Source organism: Dietzia sp. (assembly GCF_036741115.1).
Taxonomy (GTDB): domain Bacteria; phylum Actinomycetota; class Actinomycetes; order Mycobacteriales; family Mycobacteriaceae; genus Dietzia.
On the sequence record NZ_DAINST010000078.1, the window covers coordinates 2,366 to 13,125 of the forward strand.

At 68.6% G+C, this 10,760-nt stretch carries 11 protein-coding genes, 1 tRNA gene and 1 other RNA gene; 9 read left to right on the forward strand and 4 right to left on the reverse strand.

Annotated features, from left to right (window positions below):
• Window positions 1–359, reverse strand: a 359-nt coding sequence (locus V7E05_RS11530; protein WP_333619798.1) for a TetR/AcrR family transcriptional regulator, incomplete at its 3' end; no start/stop codon positions are given.
• Between the two features lie 90 nt (window positions 360–449).
• Between V7E05_RS11530 and V7E05_RS11535 the strand changes: the two genes are divergently transcribed.
• Complete coding sequence (locus tag V7E05_RS11535) at window positions 450–1,040, forward strand: dihydrofolate reductase family protein (protein ID WP_333619799.1); 591 nt, start codon at window positions 450–452, stop codon at window positions 1,038–1,040.
• A gap of 98 nt (window positions 1,041–1,138) precedes the next feature.
• Window positions 1,139–2,437, forward strand: a complete 1,299-nt coding sequence (gene tgt, locus V7E05_RS11540; protein WP_333619800.1) for a tRNA guanosine(34) transglycosylase Tgt — start codon at window positions 1,139–1,141, stop codon at window positions 2,435–2,437.
• Here the strand turns inward: tgt and V7E05_RS11545 are convergent.
• Both V7E05_RS11545 and gluQRS read right to left on the reverse strand, forming a co-directional pair.
• Window positions 2,407–3,258, reverse strand: coding sequence for a queuosine precursor transporter (locus tag V7E05_RS11545; RefSeq protein WP_442891666.1), 852 nt, complete (start codon window positions 3,256–3,258; stop codon window positions 2,407–2,409). The two genes, tgt and V7E05_RS11545, sit on opposite strands and share 31 nt — an antisense overlap.
• Before the next feature lie 92 nt (window positions 3,259–3,350).
• A complete protein-coding gene (gluQRS, locus tag V7E05_RS11550) occupies window positions 3,351–4,364 on the reverse strand; it encodes a tRNA glutamyl-Q(34) synthetase GluQRS (RefSeq protein WP_333619808.1) in 1,014 nt (337 codons plus the stop codon).
• A gap of 32 nt (window positions 4,365–4,396) precedes the next feature.
• Between gluQRS and V7E05_RS11555 the strand changes: the two genes are divergently transcribed.
• The 4 genes from V7E05_RS11555 to V7E05_RS11570 all read left to right on the forward strand — a co-directional run bounded on the left by V7E05_RS11555 (window position 4,397) and on the right by V7E05_RS11570 (window position 7,708).
• Window positions 4,397–4,729 (forward strand): 4a-hydroxytetrahydrobiopterin dehydratase, encoded by a 333-nt coding sequence (locus V7E05_RS11555; protein ID WP_333619801.1) that lies wholly within the window; start codon window positions 4,397–4,399, stop codon window positions 4,727–4,729.
• 268 nt (window positions 4,730–4,997) lie between these two features.
• Entirely contained in the window at window positions 4,998–6,083 is a 1,086-nt protein-coding gene (locus V7E05_RS11560; protein ID WP_333619802.1) for a methionine ABC transporter ATP-binding protein, read from the forward strand.
• Window positions 6,080–6,814 (forward strand): methionine ABC transporter permease, encoded by a 735-nt coding sequence (locus tag V7E05_RS11565; RefSeq protein WP_333619803.1) that lies wholly within the window; start codon window positions 6,080–6,082, stop codon window positions 6,812–6,814. The genes V7E05_RS11560 and V7E05_RS11565 overlap by 4 nt, the downstream gene beginning before the upstream one ends.
• 39 nt (window positions 6,815–6,853) lie before the next feature.
• Window positions 6,854–7,708 carry a MetQ/NlpA family ABC transporter substrate-binding protein gene (locus V7E05_RS11570; protein WP_333619804.1) on the forward strand — a complete coding sequence of 285 codons (855 nt, stop codon included), beginning with the start codon at window positions 6,854–6,856 and terminating at the stop codon, window positions 7,706–7,708.
• A 74-nt stretch (window positions 7,709–7,782) separates the two neighbouring features.
• On the opposite strand, the gene V7E05_RS11575 is transcribed toward V7E05_RS11570, so the two are convergent.
• A tRNA-Ser gene (locus V7E05_RS11575) sits at window positions 7,783–7,870 on the reverse strand.
• Window positions 7,871–8,028: 158 nt separating this feature from the next.
• On the opposite strand from V7E05_RS11575, the gene ffs reads away from it, so the two are divergent.
• The 3 genes from ffs to V7E05_RS11590 all read left to right on the forward strand — a co-directional run.
• An RNA gene (gene ffs / locus V7E05_RS11580) (signal recognition particle sRNA small type) lies at window positions 8,029–8,125 on the forward strand.
• A 117-nt stretch (window positions 8,126–8,242) separates the two neighbouring features.
• Window positions 8,243–9,541: an aminotransferase class I/II-fold pyridoxal phosphate-dependent enzyme gene (locus tag V7E05_RS11585; RefSeq protein WP_333619805.1), complete on the forward strand. Its 1,299-nt coding sequence runs from the start codon at window positions 8,243–8,245 to the stop codon at window positions 9,539–9,541.
• Window positions 9,542–9,581: 40 nt separating this feature from the next.
• Window positions 9,582–10,760, forward strand: a 1,179-nt coding sequence (locus tag V7E05_RS11590; protein WP_333619806.1) for a DNA polymerase III subunit gamma and tau, incomplete at its 3' end; no start/stop codon positions are given.

A 10,760-nucleotide genomic window follows, 5' to 3' on the forward strand; every position in this document is an offset into this window, starting at 1 on the left:
GAGACCTCGGGGCGGCGGATGCTCTCCAGGCGGAGCTCGAAGAGCGCGATCGTCACCTCGCGCTCGCCGAGGAGCCTGTCGACGATCGAGCGGACGTATTCCGCGAAGAGTTCCCTGGAGGGCGGGAGGCCGCGCCTCTCCGCGAGGAACTCCTCGCTGGGCGCGAGCCGTTCGGTGATCCGCTCGACGAGCCCACGCAGGAGCGCGTCGCGGTTACGGAAATAGTTCGAACTCGTCCCCGTGGGCACCCCGGCCTCCGCGTCGACGGCGCGATGCGTGAGACCGCGTGCCCCCTCTCTCGCGAGCACGTGCAGCCCGGCGTCGGCGAGCGCCCGCCTGCGTTCCGAATTCTTTGCCATGGCTTCACCCTAGACAAGACCACGACAGTTGTCGTACTCTCGCAAGCACTACGACAGTTGTGGTTGGGTGGGTCAATGGTTGGAGGAACCATGCGAGAACTCGTGTACTTCGTCGCGGTGAGCGTCGACGGCTACATCGCGGGCCCGGACGACGAGTTCGGCGACTTCGTGTTCGACGGCGACCACATGGACGCGATCAACGCCGAGTTCGGCGAGACCGTCCCCACCCACATCGCCGAGCAGTTCGGCATAGTCCAGGACCAAGGGCGGTTCGGAACGGTCCTCATGGGGGCCAATACCTATGGCGTCGGACTTCCTGGCGCCCCCAGCCCGTACCGGCACCTCGAACAGATCGTCTTCGCCCACCGCGTGTTCGACGAGGCCGCGGCCGAGGGCGTGGAGTTCTGTCGCGAAGCCCCCGCAGGTCGCGTCCGACGGCTCAAGGCGGAGTCGACGTCCGGGGACATCTGGCTGTGCGGAGGCGCGGACCTCGCGGCTCAGCTCGCCGGCGAGATCGACAGGCTCGTGCTCAAGCGGCATCCCGTGCTCTTCGGCGCCGGCAAGCCGCTGTTCGCTTCTGCGGGGCCATTGGCGTACGCGCCGGAACGCTGGGCGCGAGTTCGATGCGCAGCATTCGACTCCGGCGTCGTGGTGGAGGAATACGTCCGCCGTCAGGACTAGAGAGGGGTAGACGGGCCACCACGGCGGTGGTTGGCCCTCGCGCGAGGCGGTAGCAGCGATGGCCGGAGCCTGCGCCGTCCTGTGGGATCATGGTGGCCATGTCGACCACGCCCGTAGAGCCCCAGTCCGCCGAGCGCCCGTACTTCGAGCAGGCCGCCCGGCTCGAGGTCCCCGGGACGGCGGGCGGCCGCGCGGGCGTCATCGCCACGCCGCACGGGGACATCGCGACCCCGGCCTTTGTCCCCGTGGGTACGAAGGCGACGGTCAAGACGCTGCTTCCGGAGCAGGTGGCCTCGACCGGCGCGCAGGCGGTCCTCGCCAACGCCTACCACCTGTACCTGCAGCCGGGGCACGACATCGTCGACGCCGCCGGCGGCCTCGGGGAGTTCATGAACTGGCCCGGCCCGACCTACACGGACTCCGGCGGCTTTCAGGTCATGAGCCTCGGCGTCGGATTCAAGAAGGTCATCGAGATGGAGGCGAAGGGCACTCCCGACGATTCGGCGGTCCGGAAGAACAAGGAGCGCCTCGCGCACGTCGACGAGGAAGGGGTCACCTTCCGCTCCCACCTCGACGGCTCCTCGCACCGCTTTACCCCCGAGGTCTCCATGCAGATCCAACATGGCCTCGGCGCGGACATCATGTTCGCGTTCGACGAGCTCACCACCCTCATGAACACGAGGGGTTACCAGGAACAGTCGCTCGAGCGCACGCGGCGCTGGGCGCAGCGCTGCATCGACGAACACAACAGGCTCACCGCCGAGCGTGAGGGCAAGCCGCTGCAGTCGCTGTGGGGGGTCATCCAAGGCGCGCAGTACGAGGACCTGCGGCGCCGCGCCGTCCACGGCCTTCTCGAGATGAGCGATAAAGCCGAGCAGGAGGGGCGCCGCGGCTTCGGTGGTTTCGGCATCGGCGGCGCGCTGGAGAAGGAGAACCTCGGGACCATCGTGGGATGGTGTACCGAGGAGATGCCGGATTCGAAGCCCCGGCACCTCCTCGGCATCTCCGAGCCCGACGACGTGTTCACCGCCGTCGAGAACGGCGCGGACACCTTCGACTGTGTCGCGCCCACGCGCCTCGCGCGCCACGGCGGGATCTACACGCGCTCGGGGAAGGTCAACATCACCAAGGCGATGTTCCGCAGGGATTTCTCCCCGCTCGATCCCGAGGGCGATCACCCGGTGGACTCCGCGTACACGCGTGCATACCTGCACCACATGTTCAAGGCGAAGGAGTTCGTCGGGCCGCAGATCTGCACCCTGCACAACGTGCGGTTCATCATCCGCATGGTCGACGAGATCCGCGCGGCCATCACCCGCGGCACCGGCGAGTATCTCGCCTACAAGGAGGATTTCCTGGGCCGCTATTACGCGGGCCCCGCGACCTCGGCTTCGTAGCGGCGAAGCGACTCCTGGTAGCTGGGCTCGGAGCGCTTGATCCGGCCGATCACGGCGTAGGAGAGGGGCATGATGAGAAGCTCGACGAGCACCTTCCACACAAAGCCGATGATCGTGTAGTTCCAGTAGTCGCCCGAGCCGATCGTCATGCCGAGAGCCGAGGCGGCGATCGTGCAGAACACGAGGGTGTCGAAGAATTCGCCGATCACGGTCGAGGTGATCATGCGGGCCCAGAGGGTGCGCTCGCCGGTTATCCGCTTCATTCGCACCATGACGTACGAGTTGATGAGCTCGCCCACGACATAGCCGACGAGGCCGGCGGCGAGGAACTGCGGGACCACGCCGACCACCGCGGAGAAGGCGTCCTGGTTCTCGTAGAAATCGGGAGCCGGCAGATGCATGGCGATGGTGAAGCACAGCGAGGCAAGGACCTGGACGGCGAAGCCCATGGCGACCACGCGGCGCATGGTGCGGAAGCCCCAGATCTCGGAGATGATGTCGCCCAGTACGTAGGCCAGGGGGAAGAGAAAGAACGCGCCGTCGGTGACGAGGCCGTCGAGCTGCAGGAACCCCAGGTCGAGGTGGAGGCCGGGGAAGAGGAGCACGGCCTTGGTGGCCGAGATGTTCGAGATGAGTCCGACGCCGATAAACAGGGCGACCGCGGTGAGGAGCGTGTACGAGGGGGCGGAGGCGAACGCCGGCTCGGGGCGCGTGCGGCGGGAGTATCCCGCCTCTGCAGCGCTGCGAACCGGCTGCCCAGACCCCGGGCTGGTGGTGGGTGCCCCGTAGGGGGCTTCTGTGTCTGTGTTCTTGTTGGTCACGAGCACCGATTATTGCGTGGAGATGGCGAGATCCCGCAATCAATCCCTGCCGCGCAGCCCGGTCTGACTCGGCAACCCCGGCGGCGATCAGGTTACGCGAACTCCGGAACGATCCACGGCTCGCCGAATTCGCCGCCCGGGGAGAGCACTTCCGGATCAAGCTCGGCGGTGATCGCGTCGAGGATCCCCTCGACGGATGTCGAGGCGGAGGCGGACACGCCGACCGACTCCGCGAACGCCTCAAGAACCCTCTCGACGGGAATCCCGCGCTCGCGCAGCTCGGCGAGGGTGTGCCCGCCGTCGCGCTTGGCGAGGCGCTCGCCGCCGGCGGCGACGGCGAGCGGGACGTGCGCGTATTCCACGGCAGGCAGCCCGAGCAGCCCGGCGAGCCACGCCTGGCGCGGCGCCGAATCGAGGAGGTCGGCGCCGCGGACGACCTGGTCGATCCCCGCCGCCGCGTCGTCGACCACGACCGCGAGGTTGTAGGCCCACGCGCCGTCTCCGCGCCGCAGCACGAGGTCGTCCACGACGCCCTCGAATTCCCCCTGGACCAGGTCGAACACCGTATGCGTGACGGCGTACGCCTCCCCTTCCCCCGCCTCCGCCGGCTGCGCCAGGACGCGGATCGCCGGCACTTTGTTCGGCGGCAGCTCGGCTCTCTTGCGTTCGCGCTCGTCCGGCGTCAGGAAGCGGCACGTGCCCGGGTACGCCCCGGGCGGGGCATGCGGGGCGCGAGGCGCGTCGAGGATTTCGCGGCGCGAGCAAAAGCACTCGTAGGTGAGCCCGCGCGCGGTGAGATCGGCGAGCGCTGCTTCGTAGCGCTCGTAGTTCCGTGACTGCCATTCCGGTGCCCGGTCCCAGCGGAGGCCGAGAGAGCCGAGGTCCGCGAGCTGGCGCTCGGCGACGTCGGCGCGGGAGCGCTGGGGGTCGAGGTCGTCGACGCGGAGGAGGAACTCGCGTCCGCTGCGCCGAGCGAAGGCGTGGGCGAGAACCGCGGTGCGGAGATTGCCGAGGTGGAGGTCGCCGCTGGGGGAGGGGGCGTAGCGGCCGGCACCCGAGCCGCCGGCGGCCGAGTCGGCGGCAGCGCCGTGCTTCGGGGGGTCCACATCTCCGCTCACACCGTGGGAGGATAGTCCACATGAGTGATCCCGCCGACAAGACAGTTCTCTCCGATTCCCAGATCTCCGAGGCCCTCGCCGAGCTCCCCGGCTGGGCCCACACCGAGGGCGCGTTAACCTACTCTGTCAAGTGCGATTCCGCCGAAGCGGCGATCGGCCTGTTCGACAAGATCGCCGCGGCCGCCGAGAACGCGGGGCACCACCCCGATGTGCTGTGGTCCTACAACGAGCTCACCGTGGACATGTCGAGCCACGACGTGGGCGGTGTCACGGTCCGGGACACCCGCCTCGCGAAGACCATCGGCGGGCTCGCCGAGGCCGCCGGCGCGACGATCTACGACGGCGAGGAGTAGCCTGGGAGACGCTCCCGCCGAGCCCCTGCGGCGTCCCAGCCGCATCCCCGCTTCGGCCCCACCGCGCCACCCGTGCTTCGACCGCGCCGCGCCACCCAGCACGATCGGGGCTCGCACCGCCGCCCTTCGACTCACGGTGAGTCCTGATTCTCACCTGTGCGGGAATTCAGGGTTTCCTCGGAACACGGACTAGGATTTGGTGCCTACCGGCGAATTCGCGGACCGGATTCGTCCCGCCGTACCCGATGTGTTCTGGAGCTGCCCCTAAATGATCGAGCTGGAAAACGTCGGGAAGGTGTATCCCGGCGGCGTCACGGCACTCGAGGCGGTGAACCTGTCGATACCCGCGGGCGAGATCCACGGCATCGTCGGCCGCTCGGGCGCCGGTAAGTCGACACTCATCCGCTGCATCACGGGGCTCGACCCGGCGAGCTCCGGCAGTGTCCGGATCGACGGCGTCGACATGGGCCAGGAGCGCGGGGCTCGTCTCGCCGCCGCGCGCCGCCGCATCGGCATGGTCTCGCAAGGCGTCGACCTCCTCGATTCGCGCACCGCCGAAGGCAACATCGAGCATCCGCTCGAGATTGCCGGCGTGGCGAAGGCGGAGCGGAAGAAGCGCGTCGACGAGCTGCTCGAGCTCGTCGGCCTCACCGAGCGGCGCAAGAACCATCCCGCACAGCTCTCGGGTGGGCAGCGCCAGCGCGTGGGGATCGCGCGCGCCCTCGCCGCCTCCCCGTCGGTGCTCCTGTGCGACGAGCCGACCTCCGCGCTCGACTCCGCGACCACGCGGCAGATCCTCGATCTCGTCCGCGAGATCCGCGACCGCCTCGGGGTCACCGTCCTCATCATCACCCATGAAATGTCCGTGGTCCGCGAGATCTGCGATTCCGTGACCCTCCTCGCCGACGGCCGGATCGAACGCACCGGCCAGCTCCTCGAGGTCATCCGCGACACCGAATCCCCCCTCGCCGCCGAGCTCATCCCCATGCCGTCCGCCGGCCGTGGCGATTCCGGTTCCGATTCGGGCTCGCGCGCCGCGTCGGGCCCTCTCGTCGAAGTCATGACGGCGGAGGGCGAGGGTCGCCAGGACCTGTCCGGGCTCCTCGCGGCCCTGGGCAAGGCAGGTCACGAGCCGCGGATCGCCGCGGGAACCGTGGAGACGCTCCACGGTGCGCAGGTCGGGCGCCTGCACATGCGCTCGGGCTCGGCTGCCGAGGCAGAGGAGATCGCGCGGATCGCGCGCGAGACGGGTGCGCAGGCGCGTGTGCTCCCCGCCGGCGATGCGGCCGACGCTGTCACGACGAGTGACGAGAAAGAGAACCAGAGCACCGAGAAGGGAGCCGAGGAGCGATGAGCATTTTCGCCGCAGCAACGGGCTCGGACGCCGGCAACCAGGTGGCTCTCCTCGCCGCCGAGGAGGGGCGCTTCTTCGGTAACCCCGTCTTCCAGAACCAGCTTCTGCCCGCGACTATCGAGACGATCCTCATGACGCTGTGCACCGCGATCGTCGTCGCGATCATCGGGCTGCCCCTCGGCGTATGGCTGCACAACCTGGGGCCGCGGGGGCTGTACCCGAAGCCGGCGGCCTACCGGGTGCTCAGCCTCATCGTCGACCTCGGGCGCTCGGTGCCGTTCATCGTGCTCATCATCGCGCTCATCCCGTTTACGAGGATCATCGTCGGCACCGCGCTCGGCTGGCAGGCCGCGGTGGTGCCGCTGTCGGTCGGCGCGGTCCCGTTCTTCGCGCGGATCGTGGAGAACGCCCTGCGCGAGGTCTCCGTGGGCAAGATCGAGGCCGTGAAGATGATGGGCGCCTCGACGAAGCACATCACGCGGCGCGTGCTGGTCCCCGAGGCGCTGCCCGGGATCGTCGGGGGATTCACGGTCACCGTCGTCACCCTGATCGGGTACACGGCCATGGCCGGCGTGATCGGCGGCGGAGGGCTCGGCACCCTCGCCTACAACTACGGCTACCAGCGCTACCAGGCAGACACGATGATCGCGTGCGTCGTGCTCCTCGTGGTGATTGTCGCGGTGGTGCAGATTGTCGGCGACGCCCTTGCGCGCCGGGTGGATCACCGCTAGCCGCAAACCACTACACAAATAGAAAAAAGGAGAACCCCCATGGCAGGGAAGAAGAGCCGCTCGCTCAAGGCGCTCGCGGCGGCCACCGTGGCCGTCGTCGCGCTGGCCGGCTGCGGACTGATCGGCAACAGCAAGGACGTCGGCTCCGAGGGCGCGAACGGCACGACCAAGCTCAAGGTCGGCGTCTCGCCGGTGCCGCAGGGCGACATCATCCAGTTCGTCGCCGACAACCTCGCCGCCGATGCCGGCCTCGAGATCGAAAAGGTCGAATCCACCGACTACTCGGTCCCGAACCAGCAGCTCAACGACGGCGAGATCGACGCGAACTACTTCCAGCACGAGCCGTACTTCGAGTCCGAGGTCTCCTCCCGCGGCTACGATCTCGCGCACTACTCGGGCATCCACATCGAGCCGTTCGCGCTGTACTCCGACAAGATCAAGGATCCGAAGGACATCGCCGACGGCTCCAAGATTGGCGTCAACAACGATCCCTCGAACCAGGGCCGTGCGCTCGCGCTCCTGCAGAAGGCGGGCCTGCTCAAGCTCGCCGACGGAGTCGACGAGTCCTCCGCGACCCTCAACGACGTGGCCGAGAACCCCAAGCACCTCGAGTTCGTCGAGGCCGATGCGGCCTCCCTCGCCCGCACGCTCCCCGACGTCGAGGCCTCGGTGATCAACGGCAACAACGCCCTCGAGGCCGGCCTCTCGCCGACCAAGGACGGCATCCTCGTCGAGGACGGCGAGAACAACCCGTACGCGAACTTCCTCGCGGTGCGATCCGCCGACAAGGACAACGAGCACCTCAAGAAGCTCGACGAGCTGCTGCACTCCGATGAGGTGCGCGACTACATCGAGAAGACCTGGCCAAACGGCGAGGTTCTCCCGGCGTTCTAGCGCGAAGTCCGAACACAACGGGAGCACACGAGAAACGCCCCGGACATCGAATCGATGTCCGGGGCGTTTCTCGTTGGCGGAGGATAGGGGATTTGAACCCCTGAGGGCGTTAACCCAACCCGCGTTCCAGGCGAGCGCCATAGGCCACTAGGCGAATCCTCCGGGAAGAACACTACTGAATCGACCAACCGCATTTCAAACTGCAGCCCACGGGGTGTGGACGGCGAGGTGACCAGGACGGCCGCGCGGCAGCGCCGAGGCGGGTTCCGGGGCGGTCGCCCGCCGACTCGCTCGCCCCGCTGCCGGTGCGGTATCCTCTCTACAGGACCTCGCGTGGCGCGCATCCTGTGAACTCCCCCAGGGCCGGAAGGCAGCAAGGGTCAACGGGCTCTGCCGGGTGCGCGGGGTCCCTTTAATTTTCTCTCGGCGTTTTCCGCAGCCGCGCGCGGATGCCGATCCCGGCCGGCGCACCGCCCACTTCCACAGGCGCTAACCTGGTGGCGTAACCGCCGCCGAGGAGTGGAGCGAAAGTCCATGAGCAGCACCGAGCGCCGTCCGCTGTCCGAACTCACCGAAGCCGAACTCGAGACACTCGAGAACGAGCTCGCCGCCGAGTACGAGACCATCGCGGCGAAGGGCCTCGGCCTCGACCTCACCCGCGGCAAGCCCTCGGCCGCCCAGCTCGACCTCTCCGAACGGCTCCTCGGCCTCCCCGAGCCCGGGGATCACATGGCGGGGAAGACCGACGTCCGCAACTACGGCGGCATCCAGGGCCTCCCGGAGCTGCGTGCGATCTTCGCCGAGCTCCTCGACGTCCGTCCGGAGCAGCTGTACGCCGAGGACAACGCGAGCCTCTCGGTCATGTACGACCTCATCTCCTTCGCGCTGCTGTGCGGGACCACCGATTCGCCGCGGCCGTGGATCGAGGATCAGGACCGGAAGTGGATCTGCCTGGTCCCCGGCTACGACCGCCACTTCGCCGTCACCGAGAAGTTCGGTTTCGAGATGCTGCCGGTCGAGATGGGTCCCGAGGGCCCGGACATGGACGAGGTCGAGCGGCTCGCGGCGGACCCTTCGGTCAAGGGCATGTGGGCGGTCCCGATCTACTCGAACCCCACGGGCCTCACGCTGTCCGATCATGTCGTCGAGCGGCTCGCGAAGATGGAGACGGGCGCCCCCGATTTCCGCGTGATCTGGGACAACGCCTACGCCGTCCACACGCTCGTCGAGGACTTCCCCAAGGTGCCGGGCGTGCTCGAAGCTGCCGCGAGCGCCGGCCACCCCAACCGGTTCTGGCAGGTCGCCTCGACCTCGAAGATCACCTTCGCCGGCGCCGGGGTCGCATTCCTCGCGGCGCAGGAGGGCGAGCTTGCCTGGTACGGCAAGAACGCAGGGGTCCGCACGATCGGCCCGAACAAGGTCAACCAGCTCGCGCACGTGCGCTTCTTCGGTGACGCCGAAGGCGTGCGCCAGCACATGCAGGCGCACCGGGAGATCATCGCGCCGAAGTTCGCCGCCTCGCGCGAGGCGCTCGAGAGCAGGCTCGGCGGATACGAGGTCGCCTCGTGGACCGATCCCGAGGGCGGCTACTTCATCGACCTCTCGGTGGTCGACGGCACGGCCTCGGAGGTCGTCTCGCTGACGGCGGGCGCCGGTGTCGCCCTCACCCCCGCGGGCGCTGCCTACCCGTATGGGAAGGATCCGCACGACCGTCATATCCGGCTCGCGCCGACGATGCCGCCGCTCGAAGAGGTCACCGAGGCCATCGAGGTCGTGGCGCTGTGTACGCTCCTCGCCGCCGTGCGCCGGGCGCAAGCGGGGAAGGGGAAGTAGGCCACCCGCTTCGTCGTAGGCGGGAAGTACCCTTGGTCCCGTGGCGCTATACAGAAAGTATCGTCCGGCGACCTTCGCGGAGGTCGTCGGCCAGGAACATGTGACTGCCCCGTTGTCCGCCGCTCTGCGGTCGGGGCGGATCAATCACGCGTACCTGTTCTCCGGTCCCCGCGGCTGCGGCAAGACCTCCTCTGCGCGCATCATGGCGCGCTCGCTCAACTGCGTCGAGGGGCCCACGCCGGAGCCGTGCGGGGTCTGCGATTCTTGCGTCTCGCTCGCGCCCGGGGGGCCGGGAAACCTCGACGTCATCGAGCTCGATGCCGCGAGCCACGGAAACGTGGACGATACGCGCGAGCTCCGCGAGAAGGCCTTCTACGCCCCTGCCGCGTCGCGGTACCGCGTCTTCATCATCGATGAGGCCCACATGGTCTCGAACGCGGGCTTCAACGCGCTGCTCAAGATCGTCGAGGAGCCGCCGGAGCACCTCATCTTCATCTTCGCCACCACCGAGCCGGAGAAGGTGCTGCCGACCATCAAGTCGCGCACGCACCACTACCCGTTCCGACTGCTCACGCCCACCGCGATGCGCGGACTACTCGAGCGCGTGTGCGAGCAGGAGGGCGTGCAGGTGGAGCCGCCGGTGTTCCCGCTGGTCATCCGGCAGGGCGGCGGTTCCCCGCGCGATACGCTCTCGGTTCTCGATCAGCTCGTGGCGGGATCCGAGGGCGGGGTGGTCGAATACTCGAACGCGGCGGCGCTGCTCGGTGTAACCGAGAACTCGTTGCTCGATTCCACGGTCGAGGCGCTCGCGGCGCGCGATGGCGCGGCCCTGTTCCGCACGGTCGATCGAGTTATCGAGGCCGGGCACGATCCTCGCCGCTTCGTCGCGGACCTGCTGCGCCGCCTCCGGGATCTGATCATGGTGCAGTCCGTTCCCCAGGCCATCGAGCGCGGTCTCGTCGACGCGCCGGGGGAAGAGGCCGAGGCGCTCGGGCGCCAGGCCGAGTCGATGGGCCCGGCCACGCTGGCGCGTCTGGCGGACGAGGTGCACGCGGGCCTCGATTCCATGCGCGGGGCCACCTCGCCCCGCCTGCTCCTCGAGATCCTCTGCGCGCGCCTGCTCCTCCCGGAGGCCGATGCCGGGGTGGCCGCGCTCTCGCAGCGGGTCGAACAGCTCGAGCGTGGGATCGGTGGGGCAGCGCCGGTGGCTCCGGCGGGG

What these genes read in the sequence shown, in the direction of transcription:
- V7E05_RS11535 (WP_333619799.1), top strand. Translation starts at nt 450, where the DNA reads ATGCGAGAACTCGTGTACTTCGTCGCGGTGAGCGTCGACGGCTACATC.
- tgt (WP_333619800.1), top strand. Translation starts at nt 1,139, where the DNA reads ATGTCGACCACGCCCGTAGAGCCCCAGTCCGCCGAGCGCCCGTACTTC.
- V7E05_RS11555 (WP_333619801.1), top strand. Translation starts at nt 4,397, where the DNA reads ATGAGTGATCCCGCCGACAAGACAGTTCTCTCCGATTCCCAGATCTCC.
- V7E05_RS11560 (WP_333619802.1), top strand. Translation starts at nt 4,998, where the DNA reads ATGATCGAGCTGGAAAACGTCGGGAAGGTGTATCCCGGCGGCGTCACG.
- V7E05_RS11565 (WP_333619803.1), top strand. Translation starts at nt 6,080, where the DNA reads ATGAGCATTTTCGCCGCAGCAACGGGCTCGGACGCCGGCAACCAGGTG.
- V7E05_RS11570 (WP_333619804.1), top strand. Translation starts at nt 6,854, where the DNA reads ATGGCAGGGAAGAAGAGCCGCTCGCTCAAGGCGCTCGCGGCGGCCACC.
- V7E05_RS11585 (WP_333619805.1), top strand. Translation starts at nt 8,243, where the DNA reads ATGAGCAGCACCGAGCGCCGTCCGCTGTCCGAACTCACCGAAGCCGAA.